This is a genomic window from Pedobacter sp. AK013 (assembly GCF_014205835.1).
In the GTDB taxonomy this organism is placed as follows: domain Bacteria; phylum Bacteroidota; class Bacteroidia; order Sphingobacteriales; family Sphingobacteriaceae; genus Pedobacter.
On record NZ_JACHCQ010000003.1, the window covers coordinates 192,209 to 211,467 of the forward strand.

Sequence of the window (19,259 nt, forward strand, 5' to 3'; positions counted from 1 at the left end):
CTGAATTTATTTCAGCATCTTATTAACAGATCCTGAATCAAGTTCAGGATGACGAATAATTATAGAACGAATATTATGGCTAAGAAAAAAGACGACGAAAAGAAAAAACACGTTGCTGTGGTTACTAAAAAATCGCTGCAGTTCCTTGAAGAATACATCAACAATCCTGCTCCTACTGGTTATGAATGGGAAGGACAAAAACTTTGGTTAAATTATTTAAAACCATATATCGACGAACATTTTATCGATAATTACGGCACGGCTGTAGGTGTTATTAATCCTAAAGCTGATTTTAAAGTAGTTATAGAAGCACATGCCGATGAAATTTCGTGGTATGTAAATTACATCACCGCAGATGGTTTAATTTATGTAATCCGAAATGGGGGTTCAGATCATCAAATTGCACCTTCGAAACGTGTAAATATCCATACGGAGAAGGGCTTGGTTAAAGCGGTATTCGGTTGGCCAGCAATCCATACCCGCCATGGCGAAAAAGAACAGGCACCAGAATTAAAAAATATTTTTTTAGACTGTGGCTGTACTACAAAAGAAGAAGTAGAAAAATTAGGTGTCCATGTAGGCTGTGTAATTACCTATGAAGATGAGTTTATGGTTTTGAACGACCGTTACTATGTTGGCCGTGCCTTAGATAACCGTGTGGGTGGCTTTATGATTGCCGAAGTAGCGCGTTTATTAAAAGAGAACAAGAAAAAACTTCCTTTTGGCTTATACATTGTAAACTCTGTACAGGAAGAAATTGGTTTACGCGGTGCCGAGATGATTGCCCATCGCATTAAGCCAAATGTGGCCATTATTACCGATGTAACACACGATACCACTACGCCAATGATTAATAAAAACATTCAAGGCGATTTATCGGCAGGTAAAGGTCCTGTGGTTTCGTATGCCCCAGCTGTGCAAACCAATTTAAATAAATTATTGATTAAAACGGCTGAGAAAAACCATATTCCATTTCAACGCCAGGCATCTTCGCGTTCTACCGGAACCGACACCGATGCTTTTGCCTATTCGAATGGTGGCGTACCATCAGCTTTAATTTCGCTACCGCTACGCTATATGCATACTACTGTAGAAATGGTACACAAAGAGGATGTTGACAACGTAATCAGTCTCATTTATGAAAGCTTATTGAACATTACCAACGGTCAGGATTTCAGAGCGTTTAAATAATGGAAAAAGTAAACTACCAAAAAATAATCATCAGCACCTTTTTAAAGGTTTTGCTGATGATTGTTATTATTTTTATTCTTAACTCCTGGCCAAACATTAAACAAAGTTTTAATGGTAATGTACCACCATTTAATTATTGGCTTGATCATAGTTTCAAAATCAGTAATATCATCCTCATCTTAGGGTTTGGTGGTTATTTCTATTATAAAGATTTAACAGCTCAAAAAGAGGCGATTGAAAAGGCAAAAAAAATAAACGAGAAGCGGGACAATATAGAGGTTTGAGGATTTATCTTCAAACCTTTTTAATTTAAAACCGAGCTTCCATATAAAGATAAATAAATGAAAAAAATCGTACTCATTCGCCATGGACAGAGTGTTTGGAATCAGGAAAACCGTTTTACAGGTTGGACTGATGTTGATTTATCAGAAAATGGCTATCAGGAGGCTAGAAAGGCTGGAGAAATTTTAAAAAAGCATCATTACAATTTTGATATCGCATTTACATCTTTATTAAAAAGAGCAATAAAAACCCTTCATATTATCCTTGAAGGCCTTGATCATTTATGGATTCCCGAACATAAGAGCTGGCACTTGAATGAGCGCTTTTATGGAGCCTTACAAGGTTTAAATAAAGCCGAAACGGCTGAAAAATATGGCACAGAGCAGGTTTATAAATGGAGAAGGGACCCTGATGAAGAACCACCTCGAATTACAAGAGATGATGAACGGTTTCCGGGAAACGACCCTCGCTATCAGCTTTTAAAACCAGAAGAATTACCGCTAACTGAAAACTTGAGCGATACCATCGCCAGAGTTCTCCCCTATTGGAACGAATCCATAGTTCCAGCTATAAGTAGAAATGAAAAAGTAATTATATCCGCACATGGAAATAGTTTAAGAGCGCTGATAAAATACATCGATAATTTGTCAAACGAAGAAGTTACAGCTTTAGAAATACCCACAGGTATTCCATTGGTTTACGAGCTAGACGATGATCTCAAAAAAATCAGACACTATTACTTAAGCTAAAGTAATTTAAAACGAAACCTTCTTTTTACTTTCCTCTGTTATAAAACCAAAGTATATTCTCAAAAAAAATTACGCTCACCTTTTAACTTAAACATCTGATTACCAGCTTTATTTTTATTAATATTCAAAATATCTTTACATTGTTTGTGTAATTTACCCAAATAGTTTATCCTTTATTTATGAGTACAAATAAAAAAAATATTGATCTATCCATTATTTGCGATGGTCATTGGGATGTGGTATTCGACCATCTTGGTCTTGGTTTTTGGGAGTTGAGTATAGCAACGGGCATACTCCGCTCAACCCGGTCATTTAAAAAAACCTTAGGTTGCCATCCAGATCAGGTTTTAACTTATGAAACCGTTTTAGGTTTAATCTTACCAGAAGATCTAGATCATGTTCAGGATGAAATCGAACTTACGGTTTCGAGAGAAAAAAACAGTTACCACTCGGTATATAGAATTTGTCGGCCTGACGGAAAAGTTAGATGGATTAAAGCCGATGGAATACTATCTCAACAGGATGGCGAAAGCTTAAAATTAATCGGAACAATTTTAGATGTAACCGATTTAAAAGAATAAACCATTATCGTTTATACCTCGCTTAGTTCAATCCATACCGGACCGTGATCGCTTGTTTTTTCCCAGCCCCTTACTTGCTTATCTACTCCCGCAGATATTAAGCGATCACTAACCTGAGGACTTAATAAAAAATGATCAATTCTTAATCCGGCATCTCTACCATAAGCATTTCTGAAATAATCCCAAAAAGTATATATCGTTTCAGTTGGATATAATTTTCTGATTGCATCTGTCCAACCTTGCGCCATTAAATTTTGAAATGCCAGGCGGGTTTCCGGACGAAATAAAGCATCCTCAACCCAACGTTCTGGTTTATAAGCATCCAGCTCAGTAGGTATTACATTATAATCGCCACATAAAACTACTGGTAAATTATATTCCAATAGTTTTGCAGCATGGGCTGTAAAACGTTTAAACCATCGTAACTTATACTCAAATTTAGGACCTGGCGCCGGGTTGCCATTCGGAAGGTAAAGGCAACCAATGATCACATTATTAACCATTGTCTCGATGTACCGGCTATGCAGATCTTCCGGATCACCATCCAGATTTCTCTTTAACTCCTTTATTTCCAGATTTCGAGCTAATATAGCAACGCCATTCCAACTTTTCTGTCCATGCCATATGGCATTATAACCAACATCTTTAATAGCCTGCTCAGGAAATTTTTCCTGTGGTGCTTTTAATTCTTGTAAACACACTACATCGGGTTGGGTTTCTTCCAGCCAGCGCAACAGAACAGGTAAGCGCCCGTTTATTCCATTTACATTATATGTTGCTATTTTCATCTGTATCAATATGTTTTTAGGTAATGAAGCCCCGAAGCTGTATCATCAATATAAATTGTCACCCTATCCAAAGGACTCCTACGGAGCACTTGTCGAAAGACCTCTTTTAATTTGTCTTAAAGGCGTTTCGACTGGCTCAATGTGACAAATCAGAAGTGAAATTACACCTTATGATATAGCCTCATCATAATTATCTGCAATAAGATTTTTGAAAATCATGACCGTTTCATTTTATAAATCTCAGCAATAAAACTCAAAAATGAAACTAAGTATTTCACGTGGTAAATTAAAAATGGCGAAAATGTACTTATAACAATCATTTCCACAATTTTTAAAACTAATAACAAACTAAAATGTTTAATTTTGGAGATTCATTCATGTTTGAGCGCATGTTTGAGTTTAGATATAGGGATAGGCTGCTAGTCTATCCCTTTTTTGTTCAAACAAGCTTTAAGATTTATTCAGCAATGCCTTCACTTTCTGTTGGAGTTCTATAATATCGAAAGGTTTTTCGATGGTATCATTAGGGGAGCAGCCTAAATTATCCATGTTCATGGCCGAAAGCAATATAACAGGCAAGTATGCTGTTTTAGGATTATGCTTCAATTTATTGCAAATATCTCGACCATCATACTTACCAATAAGTATATCCAATAAAATAATATCTGGCAGAAAATTAGCTATTGTTGCTTCTAAATCGCAGGCATCAAAAACACCTTTTATTTGATAATGTTCTTCCTCAAAAATTAAGCTTATGATGTCAGGAATATTCTCATCATCATCAACCACAAGAATTTTCTTAACTAGCGTATTGCTCATTTGCAGCAAATCTAATTAAAGTTAATTAGCCCAGATGAGGTATTTATACCTGAATTTACCGAATAAATGATAACAATGTTAGGCAGCCAAACCAGATTTATAATTTTTAAGCATCTTTTTCAGAAGACCTCTTGCTACGTGTATTTTGGTTTTTACGGTACCTAGCGGGATATCGAGCTCGGCAGCAATTTCATGATATTTATAACCTTCAAAGTAACGGCAAAAGCAAAAACGGCAATCTTCTGGTAAAGCATTTAATGATTTTTGGATGTCCTCCATCATAAACTTAGCAGCACCGCCATTCGAAGATGCACTTGAAACCAGTTGGACAGATGTTAAATCTTCTTCCTGCTGGATTATTTCATTTTTGCGCTTTACTTTATAGTAATGATTAAGAAAGGTATTTTTTAGGATGGTAAAAAGCCAGGCACGCACATTGCTTCCCATTTCAAAATTAGCAGAAAACCTAAACGCCTTCATAAAGGTATCTTGAACTAAATCGGCTGCATCGTCCTCATCACGCGTATATGCTAATGCACGATCGAAAAGTGGTTGTCTGTATTGGTATATGTCGCAATTAAAATTTAATGTATCCATGATTCGTTTTAGGGCTAATGTATATATTCAACAAGTAGCAGCGCCCAATGTTATTTGTAGAAATACGCGATTTTTTACGGTTTATTTAAAACGCCCTAAAAAGCACCATAAAACGACCCAAAATACTAGCTTACATAACCATTTCGCATGGCAAAACGAACTAAAGATGCAGAGTTTTTTGTGCCGGTTTTGCTAATTAAAGCTTCTCTTTGGCTCTCTACCGTTCGCCTGCTTAAGTACAATTTATCAGCTATTTCTTGATTCGTCAACCCATCAGCGATAAGTTTTAACACGTTAATTTCGCGCTCCGAAAAGTTAATTTCGGTATTCATTTTTCTTGAAAGCATATTCAACTGCGTATTAAAACGCTCTAAAATGGAAATGCATAAATTAGAAGAAAGGTACCGTTTTCCCTTCATTACATGTTTTAAGCAAAACAGCAATTCATCTTCTTCAATATCCTTCGACAAGTAAGCAAAAGCTCCTGATATAAAGGAATTTGACGCATACTTTTCATCATCTAAAATAGATAAAACAACTACCTTTGTGGTGTATCCACGCTCTTTAATAGTGCTGGCTAAAGCTACCCCATCAAGTCTTGGCATTACAATATCTGATAAAATGATATCAGCTTTTACTCCTTTTTCCAGAAGTTCCAAAACCGCTAAACCGTCTGATACTTCTGCAACAACTTTGATGCCTTCGTGTTTTTCTATAAGTGCTTTAAGTGAGCTCCGTATAATGTGGTGATCGTCGGCAAGAATAATGTTAATCATAATTCAAATATAACTTACGCCATTTTAAAATTAAAAACGGCTACTTAGGTAGCTCAATATAGAAGGTAGTTCCAACACCGATTTTGCTCTTAAACCAGATTTTTCCCCGATGTAAGTCAACAATAGCTTTGATTATGCCCATACCAAACCCTCCCGATTCTTCCCCCTTAAGACCTGGCCTTAAGGTTTCGGGCAAATGGTTAAAAAGCCCCGCTTGTAGCTCATCCGGGATTCCGATCCCATTATCAGCCACTGTAATTAAAACGGTACTTTCATATTCTTCGGCATGTAAAGTAATATTTCCATAATCGGCAGTAAATTTTATAGCGTTTGAGATCAGGTTATTTATAACCTGCAAAAACTTCATACTATCAAGGTGCAGATAAATATATTCAGCAGAGCTTGTAAATTTAATGTTCTTCATTTTACCTAGCTTCGATCGTTTATAAAAACGAACCACATCTCTAAGCTCCCAAACCAAATCGGCTCGCTCCTTGCCAATTTCTATGATTGATGATTTTAAGAACTCGCGGTTAATCATGCTGCGCACCAGAAGCAGATTACGTTCGCACATCTCCTTAATAAAGGCTAATGAATTCATCATTTGTTCATCGCCTGTTAGTGCTATACCATCTTCCATCGATGAAGCTGTTAATTTCATCATGCCAAGTGGTTCTTTTAAATCATGCGCCAATACCTCTAAGGTTATGTTTTTCCGGGCGTTTATTTGTTCGATATGGATTTTATTATGGCGCATTACTGTAGTATCTTCTACCGTACCTACTAAATACTTTATTTCGCCATCTGCAACTACAAAAACAATTACCCGCACATATTTCTCTCTATCAGCAAAGAGCAAACGGAATTCATATTTTTTCTCCGTACTATCTTCTTCAACACATTCTTGGTAACAGGATATTACATGTGTCAAATCTTCAGTGTGTACCTGCTCTGTCAGTAGCCGTGGATTGGCCATAATTTCATCTAGGCCGAGTTCCCAGATATTACTGATAGATTTATTGAGGTACGAGAAATTTTGCGCCGTGTAGTTAAAAATAAAATAACCATCAACAGAACGGTCGCCAAGATTACAAAAAAGTTCTTTATTCAATTCGACCATAACCTAATGTTTGATAATTTGCCATTAAACGATATAAATAATGAATCAGGAGTCAGATCTCAAACAGTATAGGAGTTAAAAAGTTTTATACAAAAAATGCATTTAACTATTTAGCATACGGGCATGTGGATAGCTGCTAATCTACTTTCAGAGATATTAACATTTTCCACACGATGTGCAAAATTATTTTGCGAATAAAAACCAACTATTGCCTAAATTGTTAAGCATAAAAGAAAGATAAAAAAGTCCTGTGAGCGGGAGATCCGCGGAGGGCAGGCACACCATAGAGAGGACAGTATCCCTCTTACCAATAGCCATCGCACAGGTGGCTATTTTGTTATACGGGTTATTTTAAAAACAAATAACCAATTTAATGGGTATAGAAAAATCTAACGGGATGATTTATCGTATTTATTTTAGTTAAAAATTAGGTTTATTGATATAAAAATGTTTCAGTTTTTTTATTTCTGAGTGGAAATTCCTTATTAATTGGATCGAGCTCTTGATGCTCTTCTGTAATTAGAAGGTCGTTGTATTTTTCTAACAGATGAATATATTTATTCATCCAGAAATATACAGAATTATTATCCGAACCAATTTGCTTACCAGGATCTGCAGTTTGATTGACGGATTCGGGGTTATACTTAGGGAAAGCTTCCGGAAATGCCGAAGAAAGATCCTGACCTAATAACTTGCCTATCTGCCAAATTACTTCATGCCCAATTCTATCTTGACCAAACCAGTTGTAAATTGTTCTGCGGCTTACATGAAGCTTCCTCGAAAGCTCACTGATGCCCATGCGATCTCTGCGCACTAAGCGCTCAAGAATTTCTCCTTGTTTTAGTTGTTGTGTTGTCATTGAGATAATTAATTTTTAAAAAATGAAAAAAATAATTAAATCAGCTATCGGGGACGATTGACATTTCAAATGTAAGAATAAGTGTAAAAGGTTGTGTAAAAACGCCTACTTTTTTGACATATGTCAAGATACATTAACGAATTATTGTAAACAACCTCGAAAACAGGCTATTTTAGCCTTATTTTTTTTAAGAAATAACGTATCACTTTAAATACAAATGTCACCAAAATTGAAATTATTTTATTAAACTTCTATATTCATAATAAAAAAGATATGGCACAGAATAAAACTACAGAAAACGATTTAAGAGTTCTAGCCTTTCTAAATACCATTCCCGAAGAAAATAAAAGGGCCGATTGTTTTAATCTGTCGGACATTCTGAGCCAAACCACAGGCTTTAAAGCTAAAATGTGGGGAAATGCCATTATTGGTTTTGGAAGTTACCATTACAAATATGAAAGCGGCCGAGAAGGTGATGCTCCCCTTGTCGGTTTCTCGCCACGTAAAGAGGCCATTGCACTTTATCTCTCTTCCCAGTTTAAAAACCGCGATGAATTGCTGGCCAAATTCGGTAAACATAAAACCGCCAAAGCCTGTATTTATGTAAAAAAAATGAGCGATATCGATGTAGAGGTATTAAGAGAAATGGTTACAAATTCTGTCGCAAGGATTAGTAGTTTGTATCCATAGGGCCGAATAGTGAGGAAGCAGGAGTCTGAAGGTTATATTACAAATATTATAAGGTTCTATATAGTCGACACCATATCTCTGTTTTTTATGTGGTACAAGCTATAAATTTTTCACGCACAAAGCTTTATGGTTAATCTTACAACTATTGCGATTAAATCACGACGGTTTGTCAGTCTGAGGGATAATTTATGATATAAAAATCAATATGGATGACAGCCCTCTCCAGGGTCGTCATTTCGAGCGGAGTGCAACGCAGTCGAGAAATCTGTCTCTATAGATTTCTCCATTTCGCTGCCGAAAAAAAACGGCTGGCTTCAGTCGAAATGACGATTTTTCTATAAGATCTGTCAATGGTAGCGGAGTCGAAGCCTGGATAGATAAATCAACAAAAGATTTTTCATTGCATTCAGAATAACAGAAATAAATGCCTCACTAAGAAGTTACGCAGCAATAATTTAAATTTTACAATATTTGATTATTCCTTATTTCTAACAAAAAACCGGAAATGATTAAAAAACTACACTTTTATTTATTGATAGCAGGCGCTTGTATTTCGCTTCATTCGGCCGCACAAGATGCAATAAGCTATCAAACACCGCCAAAAGAAATTGCCGATTTACTACTTGCAAAACCAACCCCCGGTGTAAGTATAGATGGCAAAGCAGAATGGATCTTATTTAGTGAGCGCAATTCCTATCCTTCGGTAGAAGAGCTGGCTATGCCCGAATATAGAATTGCAGGCTTAAGGTTAAATCCTAATAATTACTCGCCTAGCAGACAAACCTACATTAACAACTTTAGTTTAAAAAACATCAAATCCAACCAAACGTTTCAGGTTGCAGGATTACCAACACCCTTATACGCCAGCAATATCAGTTGGAACCCATCAGAAAACAAAATTGCCTTTACTCATACTACGCAGAAAGGAGTAGATCTTTATATCATTGATCTGGCTACAAAAAAAGCAGTTAAAACCAACAAGGCTTTTTTAAATGTGGTTTTAGGTAGTGGCCTTACCTGGTTAAATGATAATACTATTATTTACCGCACGGTAACTAAACCAGCAAGTGCCGCACCTACAAAACCATTAATGCCTAAAGGGCCTACTATTCAGCAAAACTTAGGTAAAGCTGCACCTAGTGCCACTTTTCAAGATCTAATTAAATCACCATTTGATGAACAGTTGTTTGAGTTTTTTGCAACCTCGCAATTGGTAAAAAACACAGCCGGTATAGAAACAGCTATTGGTAAACCGGCTATTTATGGTTCAGTAAGTTTATCACCTGATAAAAATTACCTGATGATCGAAACCATACGCAAGCCTTTTTCTTATCTGGTTACGGCAAACGGTTTTCCATCCACGGTAAGCATTATCGATTTAACCGGTAAAACCATTAAAGTTATTGCCGAGTTACCTTCATCAGAGGGTACCCCATCTGGTTATGATAATACGCAAAATGTAGCACGTGGTTTCAATTGGAGGGATGATGAACCTGCTACACTGATTTGGAGCAAGCCATTAGACAGTGGGTTAATTAAAAAAGATGTTCCCTTCCATGATGCAGTTTATGCACTAAGTGCACCTTTTACAGGGTCAGAAAAAGAATTATTTAAAACCACTACCCGTTACCGCGGTGTACAATGGGGCGATGCCAACCTTGCCCTGATTATGGAAGGTTTACGTAGCAAACAAACCAACAAAGTGAGCCGTTACAACCCTACAACGGGTGCAGTAGAAGAATTGTACAGCCGTAACCAAACAGACGCATACGGTAACCCAGGCGTGCCAGTTACTACAAAAAACAAATATGGCAGGCAGGTAATCAAAACGGTTGACAATGGCACTAAACTGTTAATGAATAATACAGTAGGCTCATCTGAAAAAGGAGATTTGCCTTTCTTAGCCAAATTCGACTTAAGCACGAAAAAGAACGAAATTATCTGGCGCAGCGCCGAAGGAACCTTCGAATATGTAAGCGATATAATTAATCCTGATAAACTGGTTTTGCTTACCCGTAAAGAGAGTCAAAAATTAGTACCTAACTACTTTATTAAAAACCTGATACTCCGCATCGCCGATCAACCGATTACTAATTTCACCAATCCATACCCATCTTTAGAAGGCATTACCAAACAGAAAATTTCTTACAAACGTGCGGATGGTGTAGATTTAACAGGCGATCTTTATTTACCTAAAGGCTATAATAAAGATAAAGACGGGCCATTACCTACATTAATTTGGGCTTACCCACGAGAGTTTAACTCTGCAGCTGATGCCGCACAGATCAGAGGCTCGAAAGATAAATTTACGACCATTAGCTGGGCCTCTCCTATTTTCTGGGTTACCCGCGGTTATGCTGTGTTAGATAATGCAGAAATGCCAATTGTAGCTAAAGATGGTAAAAAACCTAACGATACCTTTGTAGATCAATTACAGCTTAATGCTGAAGCCGCTATTAATAAACTGGCAGACTTAGGCGTGGGTGATAAAAAACGTATGGCCGTTGGAGGACACAGTTATGGCGCATTTATGACCGCAAACCTATTGGCCCATACCAATCTTTTTGCTGCCGGTATTGCACGTAGCGGAGCTTATAACCGTACGCTTACGCCCTTTGGTTTTCAAAATGAAGAACGTACATACTGGCAAGTACCTCAGTTGTATTATGAAATGAGTCCTTTCAGTTATGCCGATAAAATTAAAACTCCGCTGTTGTTAATCCATGGCGATTCAGACGATAATCCGGGCACCTTCCCTATTAATAGCGAACGCTTGTTCAACGCCATTAAAGGAGCCGGTGGTACTACCCGTTTTGTATTTTTACCGTACGAAGCACACAGCTATCGTGGCAAAGAAAACTTGTTGCATATGCTTTGGGAGCAAGACCAATGGTTAGAAAAATATGTAAAAAACAAAAAATAATCTCTCTCTACCTTCATCGATTAAAGTGCCTCAGTTTGGGGCACTTTTTTTGTTTAAGCATTGAGCTATTATCACGCTCTTGCTAGCTGATATTTCTCTGCAACCATAAAAATCACTTATTTTCTGGCTATTATCTTTATTTTAAACTATGAATTAGTCAAAAAGCAACATCTGACAACGCATTAGTTCTAATGAAATTAGCTTGAAGGATCATAAAAAAGGTCATTCTATTTTGCAATTAGAGTTGATTGAAAAACACCATTATAAAACCTACATTTATACAATTAAATTGAACATTCCCTTTATTTATTTGTTAAGCCATTATGGACTACATAGACTATTATAAAATCCTCGATTTAAAAAAAGATGCAACAACTGAGGATATTAAAAAAGCTTATAGAAAATTAGCCCGAAAACACCATCCCGATCTTAATCCCAACAACGAAGAAGCCAATAAAAAATTTCAGCAAATTAATGAGGCTAATGAGGTTTTAAGTGATCCTGAGAAACGGAAGAAATATGACAAATATGGTAAAGACTGGCAACATGCCGATCAGTTAGATGCCCAGCAACAGCGGCAAAGGCAATACGAATCGCAAGGTGGCGGTTATGGTGGAGGCAACAGCTACTCAGGAGGTTTTGGTGGCGAAGATTTTTCTGATTTCTTTTCTTCAATGTTTGGTGGCGGAGGCAGAAGCAGTAGAAACTCTCCTTTTAAAGGTCAGGATTATAATGCCGATTTGCAGCTGAACTTACTTGATGCTTATACTACCCACAAACAAACGCTTACGGTAAATGGCAAGCAGGTACGTATTACCATCCCGGCAGGTGTAGAAAACGGACAAAAAATTAAACTGCCCGGTTATGGTGCCCCTGGCGTAAATAATGGACCTCCTGGAGATTTATTTATCAAATTTAATATTAAAGATGACTCTAAATTTAAACGTAAAGGAAACGATATCTACATAGAGGAAGAAATAGATGTTTATAAGGCTGTATTAGGTGGAGAAAAAATTGTTGAAACCTTAAACGGCAAGGTTAAACTTAAAGTACCGGAAGGTACGCAGCCCGGTGCCACTTTACGTTTAAAAGGAAAAGGGTTTCCTGTTTATAAAAAAGAAAACCAGTTTGGCGATTTATATATCAAGTGGCAGGTAAAATTACCAACCAATCTAAACGTCGAACAAAAAGAACTATTCGAAAAACTTTCCAAATTCTAACCATTATGGGAACTAATCTAATACCTGTAGAAGACATATGTGCTTATCACCATGTGGAGATTAACTTTATTCAATCGTTGGAGGATTTTGGTCTGATCCATACAATAATTAAAAGACAATCGCTCTTTTTGCCAGTTGATGAATTGACCAAATTGGAGCAGTATCTTCGTTTGGCACAAGACCTAGAAATCAACTTAGAAGGTATCCATGCTGTTTCGCATCTGCTTAATCAATTGCAAAATATGCAGGAAAAAATAACCGCACTACAAAACGAGCTAAATTATTATAAGCAATTTAACCAGCACCATTAAACAATCGTTTGTGCATACTTTTGCGTCAAAACTAGAAACAAAAAAGCAGCCTTTTTAAGATTTGTTTCTTAAATTGGCAATCTAATTTTAAAAAATGAGTGATCTTTCTTCAAAATTCATCGAAAAAATAAAATCATCCTATGCCCCTACGGGCTCATATATTTATTTAGGCGCCGGAATTTTAGACGGTCAGGTTTATAGCGAAGCTGAAGTTAATTTGTCTTTAAAAATGATGAACAGACACGGCTTAATTGCAGGGGCAACTGGAACAGGTAAAACACGCACCCTTCAATTATTGGCAGAGCAACTGTCAGATGCCAGCGTTCCTGTTTTTATGTTAGATGTTAAAGGTGATTTATCAGGTTTAAACCAACCAGGTTCTGTTAATCCAAAAATAGAAGAAAGAGCACAACAGCTCAACAAACCTTTTTCTCCTTCCGGTTTCCCTGTCGAAATTTATTCACTTTCGGGCAAAATGGGTGCCCAGATGCGAGCAACAGTATTGGAGTTCGGTCCAATAATTTTATCGAAAGTGTTAGATTTAAACGATACCCAGGCAGGTGTTATGGCAGTAATATTCAAATATGCCGATGATAACAAAATGCCGATTATTGATCTAAATGATTTAAAGAAACTGGTTTCTTATCTATCAGAAGGTGCTGGTGCAGCCGAAATAAAAAGCAGTTATGGTACCATTTCAACCGCTACTTCTGGCACTATATTAAGAAAAATTGTAGCCATAGAGCAGCAGGGATTAGCAGGTATGTTTGGCGAAAAGTCTTTTGATATTGAAGATCTTTTCGAACGTGTTGATGGCAAAGGAACCATAAGTTTATTAAACATTGCCGATGTTCAAAATCAACCCGTACTGTATTCTACATTTTTGCTAAGCTTACTGGCAGAGTTATTTAATACCATGCCTGAGGTTGGCGATTTAGATAAGCCAAAACTAATCTTCTTTTTTGACGAGGCACATTTATTGTTCAAAAACTCTTCGAAAGCGTTCTTAGAGCAGATCGAAACGATCATCAGGTTAATCCGTTCGAAAGGAATTGGTGTTTTCTTCTGTACCCAGGCACCTACCGACGTGCCTGAAAGTGTTTTAGGACAGCTTGGTAACCGTGTGCAGCACGCATTAAGAGCATTTACGCCAAATGATGTAGATGCTTTGAAAAAAACAGTTAATACCTATCCGAAATCAGATTTTTATGAGATCGATAAAATATTAACCTCATTGGGAACAGGTCAGGCATTGGTTACCGTATTAAATGAAAAAGGTATTCCAACGGAAGTATCTGCTACCATGCTTACCCCGCCAAGGGCTGTAATGGGGCCGCTTACAGCAGCAGATTTCGATCAGCTTGTTCACGCCAGCCCAATGTATACCAAATATAAAGACCCAATCGATCCAGAAAGTGCTTATGATATTTTAACTAAGCGCATTAATGACCAAATTGCAGCAGCAGAACAGGAAAAACAGGCAGCTGAAGCTCAAAAACAAGCCGAACAAGAAAGCAAACCTAAACCGGGCGAAAAGAGCCTTGTTGAACAGGTAATGGGAGCAACAATAACCCGTCAAATTGGTAAAGAAATTGTAAGAGGTATATTTGGCATGCTTACAGGAAAGAAAACACGTTCAAAAACCGGTGGTGGTTTATTTGGATTTTAAAAAAACTTATTAATTAACATAATAAATACTCAAATAACTAATTTCGCAAGATGAAACCAAGATGATGAATTAATAGTTCCATCATCGAGGTCTTCACACCCACAAAAAATAATAAATAATAGATGAAACCCACCCTATTAATATTGGCTGCTGGTATGGCAAGCCGTTATGGAAGTATGAAACAGATTGATGGTTTTGGCCCAAATGGCGAAACTATTATCGATTATTCAATATATGATGCAATTAATGCTGGCTTTGGCAAAGTTGTATTTATTATAAAAGAAGAATTTGTAAAAGAATTCAAAGCCATTTTCGAGCCTAAACTTGAGGGAAGAATTGAAACAGAATATGTTTATCAAAATTTCGACTTAAAACAATTTGGTATAGAAGAAGAAATATACAGAGAAAAACCTTGGGGTACAGCACACGCAATCCTTTCGGGCAGAAACGTAATTAAAGAACCATTCTGTGTAATTAACGCCGATGATTACTATGGTTTTGATGCCTTTAAAAAAATGGTTGATTTTTTAACTACAGAGGTGTCTGACAGCAACTATGCCATTATCGGTTATGAGGTTGGCAAAACTTTATCAGAATTTGGTGCAGTTTCGCGTGGCGTCTGCAAAGTAGATGCATCAGGCAATCTTGAAGAGATTGTAGAACGTACAAAAGTTTATCCTAAAGACGGTAATATTTTTTACGAAGAAAATGGCGAAGAATTTCCCTTAGCTTATGAAACTCCGGTTTCAATGAATTTCTGGGGATTTACACCAGCGGTTTTTAAAATTACAGAAGAATTGTTCAGAGAATTTGCTGAAGCAAACAAAGATAAACCTAAGGCAGAATTCTTCATTCCGTTAATTGGCGAGAACCTCGTAAAAAGTAATATTGCAAGCTTTAAAGTAGTGCCAACCGCTAACAAATGGTTCGGTGTAACCTATAAAGAAGATAAACCGTATGTTCAGGATAGTATTGACCAATTGGTTAAAAATGGAACATATCCAGAAAAACTATGGGACTAAATTTAGATTCCGAAGTTTTAAAAGCCTACGGATACGCTAAAGAAAACACAAAAATTACACAAATAGGTACGGGTTTAATTAACCGTACTTATTTGCTTTCGCCTCTATCAGAAGAAAAAAAATATATTCTTCAAAACATTAATACATCGGTTTTTAAACAACCACAAGCCATTGCAAATAATCTTCGTGCAATTGCCGACTATCTTAATTTTGCTTACCCTGAGTATCTTTTCATAAAGCCAGTTTCTACCACCAATGGTGAAGAAATGGCTCATATACACAATGAATATTGGCGGATGCTTCCTTTTGTGCCCAATACCATTTCGTTAGATGTGCTGGCCGACCCAAAACAAGCTTACGAAGCCGCTAAACAATTTGGGAAACTGAGCAGGCTGTTAGATAACTTTGACGCGAAAACGCTTCAACCCACAATTCCGGGCTTTCACGATTTAGGCTTAAGGTATGAACAGTTTACATTGGCACTGAACAAAACTGTAGAAGCATTAAAAGAACAGGCAAAATCAGAAATTGAAGATGCTTTAGCGCACAAGTATATCCTAGATTATTATACTTCCTATGTACACAGAAAAGATTTCCCAGACCGGGTAATGCACCACGACACCAAGATCAGTAATGTGTTGCTGGATGATGAAACCTACGAAGGGATTTGCGTAATAGATCTGGACACCGTTATGCCTGGCAAGTTTATTTCCGATCTAGGTGATATGATGCGTACTTATCTATGTGCCTTTTCAGAAAATGAGACCGATCTTGATAAGATAAAAATACGCTTGCCTTACTTCGAAGCGATGATAAAAGGTTATTTATCAGAAATGAAAAGTATTTTGACAGAAACAGAAAAAGAGCTTATTCTATTTTCTGGTAAGTATATGATTTATATGCAGGCACTACGTTTTTTAACCGATTTTTTAAGTGGCAATAATTATTATCCTACAAATTACCCCACGCAAAATTTAGATCGGACCAAGAATCAATTTAAGCTATTGCATGAAATATCGGTAAACGAAAAAGAATTACAGGATGTTATTGAAGAGCATTTGGTTTAGATTTTATCATTCATCATCCTGGTCCAATAGTTATCGGATTTATTTCAGAGGTCCAAGCTAGTTTGCACTCTGCTACTATTGATAGTTTAATAAAAAGAGGCGTCATCTCAACTGAAACGCAGTGGAATGGAGAGATCTATCCCGATAGATTTCTCGACTACGCTTCACTCTGCTCGAAATGACGACCTATATTAAAACCCATCCGTAAAACACAAGCCCTCCTCCATAAACAGCAGCGAAAATACTTTTTAAAAGCATTGACTTTAATACAAAGTAACAGCGACGGTTAGAAAAGATGTTTCGTACCTCAGCATCACAGTTATTGCTTAAAAAGATTGTAGCAAATGATGGAACTATAGTTCCCGAAAAGTACAGAACCGTCCGTTTTCAAAAAACAAAAAAAATCATTTCAAGAACTGTATCATAAGTATAAGATTGTTATCCTGAGCTTGTAGAAAGAGCTCTTTTAAATGTTTTAAAGGCGTTTCGACAGGCTCAACATGACAAACTAGAGGTAGAATTACTACTTGTGATACAGCCTCTTAACGCAAAAAAGCGCTCCTGAATTTAATCAGGAACGCTTTCTATTTTTATCCTCCCAAGACTTTCGACTCAGGACCGAAGACTCAAGACTTATTTCTCTTCTTTCACTTCTTCAAAGTCAACATCAGTAACGTTATCGCCACCTTGAGGCTGACCATCAGCTTGTGCTTGTTCGCCACCTTGAGGCTGCTCGCCAGCTTTGTACATCTCTTCAGAAGCAACATTCCATGCAGCTTGCAATTCAGCCGAAGCTGCATCGATATCTCCAAAGTTACGCGCTGAGTGAGCTGCTTTCAATTTCTCTAAACCAGCTTCGATTGGTGCTTTTTTATCAGCAGATAATTTATCACCAAACTCTTTTAATTGTTTCTCAGTAGAGAAGATTAAAGCATCAGCTCCGTTAATTTTATCAGCTTCTTCTTTTTGTTTTGCATCATCTGCCGCATTAGCTTCAGCTTCTTCTTTCATTTTTTTGATCTCAGCATCAGTTAAACCTGAAGATGCTTCGATACGGATTTTTTGCTCTTTACCAGTAGCTTTATCTTTAGCACTTACGTGTAAGATACCGTTGGCATCAATATCAAATGATACTTCTACCTGAGGAACACCACGAGGTGCTGGTGGAATACCATCTAAAATGAAACGACCGATAGTACGGTTTTGAGCAGCCATAGGGCGCTCACCTTGTAAAATATGGATCTCTACTGAAGGCTGGTTATCAGCTGCAGTTGAGAAAGTTTCCGATTTTTTAGTTGGGATAGTTGTGTTAGACTCGATTAATTTAGTCATTACACCACCCATAGTTTCGATACCTAATGATAAAGGTGTAACGTCTAACAACAATACATCTTTTACGTCACCAGTTAATACACCGCCTTGAATAGCAGCACCGATAGCTACAACCTCATCAGGGTTAACACCTTTACTTGGCTCTTTACCGAAGAAAGCTTTAACCGCCTCCTGGATAGCAGGGATACGTGTAGAACCACCTACTAAGATAATTTCGTCGATATCGCTTGTGCTTAAACCAGCATTTTTCAAAGCAGATTTACAAGGATCGATAGTACGTTTGATTAAGCTATCAGCTAATTGCTCAAATTTAGCACGTGTTAATGTACGTACTAAGTGTTTAGGGCCGCTAGCATCAGCAGTAATGTATGGTAAGTTAATTTCAGTTGAAGTTGTGCTCGATAACTCAATTTTAGCTTTCTCAGCAGCTTCTTTTAAACGTTGCAAAGCCATCGGATCTTTAGAAAGATCCATGTTGTTTTCTGCTTTAAACTCTGCTGTTAACCAGTCGATAATAATGTGGTCAAAATCATCACCACCCAAGTGTGTATCACCGTCAGTAGATTTTACTTCGAAAACGCCATCACCTAATTCCAATACAGAAACGTCATGTGTACCACCACCGCAATCGAACACAACAATTTTCATGTCTTTGTGTGCTTTATCTAAACCATAAGCTAAAGCAGCTGCAGTTGGCTCGTTAATGATACGTTTTACAGATAAACCTGCAATTTCTCCTGCTTCTTTAGTAGCCTGACGTTGTGCGTCGTTAAAATAAGCTGGTACGGTAATTACCGCTTCAGTTACTTCCTGGCCTAAGAAATCTTCAGCAGTTTTTTTCATTTTCTGCAAAATCATTGCAGAAATCTCCTGTGGAGTGTATTTTCTGTCGTCGATTTCAACACGTGGTGTATTGTTATCACCTTTTACTACTTTATAAGGTACGCGTGCAATTTCTTTAGCACATTCATCGTAGCTGTTACCCATAAAGCGTTTAATCGAATATATCGTTTTTGTTGGGTTGGTTATAGCCTGACGTTTAGCAGGCTCGCCAACTTTACGCTCACCGTTTTCTGCAAAAGCAACAATAGACGGTGTAGTACGTTTACCCTCACTGTTTGCGATAACTACAGGCTCATTGCCCTCCATTACGCTCACGCATGAGTTTGTTGTTCCTAAGTCTATTCCAATAATTTTTCCCATTGTATTTTTAATTTCTCTTTTTAAAGTATTATAATTTCTACTGCTATTAAACAATGCTTG

Annotated in this window: 18 protein-coding genes; 11 read left to right on the forward strand and 7 right to left on the reverse strand. The window is 37.1% G+C overall.

Annotated features, from left to right (window positions below; translation table 11 throughout):
- The first annotated feature begins 75 nt into the window (after positions 1-75).
- From HDC90_RS03420 to HDC90_RS03435, 4 genes are all read left to right on the forward strand, one after another.
- Positions 76-1,191, forward strand: a complete 1,116-nt coding sequence (locus HDC90_RS03420) for a M42 family metallopeptidase (RefSeq protein ID WP_184463904.1) — start codon at positions 76-78, stop codon at positions 1,189-1,191.
- Complete coding sequence (locus tag HDC90_RS03425; protein WP_184463906.1) at positions 1,191-1,475, forward strand: hypothetical protein; 285 nt, start codon at positions 1,191-1,193, stop codon at positions 1,473-1,475. The genes HDC90_RS03420 and HDC90_RS03425 overlap by 1 nt, the downstream gene beginning before the upstream one ends.
- A gap of 57 nt (positions 1,476-1,532) precedes the next feature.
- Positions 1,533-2,222 carry a 2,3-diphosphoglycerate-dependent phosphoglycerate mutase gene (gene gpmA / locus HDC90_RS03430; protein ID WP_184463908.1) on the forward strand — a complete coding sequence of 230 codons (690 nt, stop codon included), beginning with the start codon at positions 1,533-1,535 and terminating at the stop codon, positions 2,220-2,222.
- 179 nt (positions 2,223-2,401) lie between these two features.
- Positions 2,402-2,803 (forward strand): PAS domain-containing protein, encoded by a 402-nt coding sequence (locus HDC90_RS03435; protein ID WP_184463910.1) that lies wholly within the window; start codon positions 2,402-2,404, stop codon positions 2,801-2,803.
- An 11-nt stretch (positions 2,804-2,814) separates the two neighbouring features.
- On the opposite strand, the gene xth is transcribed toward HDC90_RS03435, so the two are convergent.
- The 6 genes from xth to HDC90_RS03465 all read right to left on the reverse strand — a co-directional run bounded on the left by xth (position 2,815) and on the right by HDC90_RS03465 (position 7,762).
- Positions 2,815-3,591 (reverse strand): exodeoxyribonuclease III, encoded by a 777-nt coding sequence (gene xth, locus HDC90_RS03440; RefSeq protein ID WP_184463912.1) that lies wholly within the window; start codon positions 3,589-3,591, stop codon positions 2,815-2,817.
- A gap of 450 nt (positions 3,592-4,041) precedes the next feature.
- Entirely contained in the window at positions 4,042-4,410 is a 369-nt protein-coding gene (locus HDC90_RS03445; RefSeq protein WP_184463915.1) for a response regulator transcription factor, read from the reverse strand.
- 78 nt (positions 4,411-4,488) lie between these two features.
- Positions 4,489-5,007, reverse strand: coding sequence for an RNA polymerase sigma factor (locus tag HDC90_RS03450; RefSeq protein WP_184463917.1), 519 nt, complete (start codon positions 5,005-5,007; stop codon positions 4,489-4,491).
- A gap of 125 nt (positions 5,008-5,132) precedes the next feature.
- A complete protein-coding gene (locus HDC90_RS03455; protein WP_184463919.1) occupies positions 5,133-5,783 on the reverse strand; it encodes a response regulator transcription factor in 651 nt (216 codons plus the stop codon).
- A gap of 40 nt (positions 5,784-5,823) precedes the next feature.
- A complete protein-coding gene (locus tag HDC90_RS03460; protein WP_184463921.1) occupies positions 5,824-6,903 on the reverse strand; it encodes a PAS domain-containing sensor histidine kinase in 1,080 nt (359 codons plus the stop codon).
- 433 nt (positions 6,904-7,336) lie between these two features.
- Entirely contained in the window at positions 7,337-7,762 is a 426-nt protein-coding gene (locus tag HDC90_RS03465) for a helix-turn-helix domain-containing protein (RefSeq protein ID WP_184463924.1), read from the reverse strand.
- Between the two features lie 273 nt (positions 7,763-8,035).
- On the opposite strand from HDC90_RS03465, the gene HDC90_RS03470 reads away from it, so the two are divergent.
- From HDC90_RS03470 to HDC90_RS03500, 7 genes are all read left to right on the forward strand, one after another.
- Positions 8,036-8,452 carry a DUF1801 domain-containing protein gene (locus HDC90_RS03470; RefSeq protein WP_184463926.1) on the forward strand — a complete coding sequence of 139 codons (417 nt, stop codon included), beginning with the start codon at positions 8,036-8,038 and terminating at the stop codon, positions 8,450-8,452.
- 505 nt (positions 8,453-8,957) lie between these two features.
- Positions 8,958-11,375: a S9 family peptidase gene (locus HDC90_RS03475; protein WP_184463928.1), complete on the forward strand. Its 2,418-nt coding sequence runs from the start codon at positions 8,958-8,960 to the stop codon at positions 11,373-11,375.
- A gap of 323 nt (positions 11,376-11,698) precedes the next feature.
- Positions 11,699-12,595, forward strand: a complete 897-nt coding sequence (locus HDC90_RS03480; protein ID WP_184463930.1) for a DnaJ C-terminal domain-containing protein — start codon at positions 11,699-11,701, stop codon at positions 12,593-12,595.
- A gap of 5 nt (positions 12,596-12,600) precedes the next feature.
- Positions 12,601-12,906 (forward strand): chaperone modulator CbpM, encoded by a 306-nt coding sequence (locus HDC90_RS03485; protein ID WP_184463932.1) that lies wholly within the window; start codon positions 12,601-12,603, stop codon positions 12,904-12,906.
- A 94-nt stretch (positions 12,907-13,000) separates the two neighbouring features.
- Entirely contained in the window at positions 13,001-14,575 is a 1,575-nt protein-coding gene (locus HDC90_RS03490; RefSeq protein WP_184463934.1) for a helicase HerA-like domain-containing protein, read from the forward strand.
- Between the two features lie 122 nt (positions 14,576-14,697).
- Positions 14,698-15,597 (forward strand): sugar phosphate nucleotidyltransferase, encoded by a 900-nt coding sequence (locus tag HDC90_RS03495; RefSeq protein ID WP_184463936.1) that lies wholly within the window; start codon positions 14,698-14,700, stop codon positions 15,595-15,597.
- Positions 15,588-16,664: a phosphotransferase enzyme family protein gene (locus HDC90_RS03500; protein WP_184463938.1), complete on the forward strand. Its 1,077-nt coding sequence runs from the start codon at positions 15,588-15,590 to the stop codon at positions 16,662-16,664. Before HDC90_RS03495 ends, HDC90_RS03500 begins: the two co-directional genes overlap by 10 nt.
- A 633-nt stretch (positions 16,665-17,297) precedes the next feature.
- On the opposite strand, the gene dnaK is transcribed toward HDC90_RS03500, so the two are convergent.
- A complete protein-coding gene (dnaK, locus tag HDC90_RS03505) occupies positions 17,298-19,199 on the reverse strand; it encodes a molecular chaperone DnaK (RefSeq protein WP_184463947.1) in 1,902 nt (633 codons plus the stop codon).
- Positions 19,200-19,259: the final 60 nt, after the last annotated feature.

Excerpts from the sequence above, each read along its gene's own strand:
- HDC90_RS03485 (WP_184463932.1), top strand. The coding sequence starts at position 12,601 with ATGGGAACTAATCTAATACCTGTAGAAGACATATGTGCTTATCACCAT.
- HDC90_RS03500 (WP_184463938.1), top strand. The coding sequence starts at position 15,588 with ATGGGACTAAATTTAGATTCCGAAGTTTTAAAAGCCTACGGATACGCT.
- HDC90_RS03425 (WP_184463906.1), top strand. The coding sequence starts at position 1,191 with ATGGAAAAAGTAAACTACCAAAAAATAATCATCAGCACCTTTTTAAAG.
- HDC90_RS03455 (WP_184463919.1), bottom strand. The coding sequence starts at position 5,783 with ATGATTAACATTATTCTTGCCGACGATCACCACATTATACGGAGCTCA.
- xth (WP_184463912.1), bottom strand. The coding sequence starts at position 3,591 with ATGAAAATAGCAACATATAATGTAAATGGAATAAACGGGCGCTTACCT.
- HDC90_RS03460 (WP_184463921.1), bottom strand. The coding sequence starts at position 6,903 with ATGGTCGAATTGAATAAAGAACTTTTTTGTAATCTTGGCGACCGTTCT.
- HDC90_RS03445 (WP_184463915.1), bottom strand. The coding sequence starts at position 4,410 with ATGAGCAATACGCTAGTTAAGAAAATTCTTGTGGTTGATGATGATGAG.
- HDC90_RS03435 (WP_184463910.1), top strand. The coding sequence starts at position 2,402 with ATGAGTACAAATAAAAAAAATATTGATCTATCCATTATTTGCGATGGT.
- HDC90_RS03495 (WP_184463936.1), top strand. The coding sequence starts at position 14,698 with ATGAAACCCACCCTATTAATATTGGCTGCTGGTATGGCAAGCCGTTAT.
- HDC90_RS03420 (WP_184463904.1), top strand. The coding sequence starts at position 76 with ATGGCTAAGAAAAAAGACGACGAAAAGAAAAAACACGTTGCTGTGGTT.
- HDC90_RS03490 (WP_184463934.1), top strand. The coding sequence starts at position 13,001 with ATGAGTGATCTTTCTTCAAAATTCATCGAAAAAATAAAATCATCCTAT.
- HDC90_RS03475 (WP_184463928.1), top strand. The coding sequence starts at position 8,958 with ATGATTAAAAAACTACACTTTTATTTATTGATAGCAGGCGCTTGTATT.
- HDC90_RS03470 (WP_184463926.1), top strand. The coding sequence starts at position 8,036 with ATGGCACAGAATAAAACTACAGAAAACGATTTAAGAGTTCTAGCCTTT.
- dnaK (WP_184463947.1), bottom strand. The coding sequence starts at position 19,199 with ATGGGAAAAATTATTGGAATAGACTTAGGAACAACAAACTCATGCGTG.
- HDC90_RS03450 (WP_184463917.1), bottom strand. The coding sequence starts at position 5,007 with ATGGATACATTAAATTTTAATTGCGACATATACCAATACAGACAACCA.
- HDC90_RS03480 (WP_184463930.1), top strand. The coding sequence starts at position 11,699 with ATGGACTACATAGACTATTATAAAATCCTCGATTTAAAAAAAGATGCA.
- gpmA (WP_184463908.1), top strand. The coding sequence starts at position 1,533 with ATGAAAAAAATCGTACTCATTCGCCATGGACAGAGTGTTTGGAATCAG.
- HDC90_RS03465 (WP_184463924.1), bottom strand. The coding sequence starts at position 7,762 with ATGACAACACAACAACTAAAACAAGGAGAAATTCTTGAGCGCTTAGTG.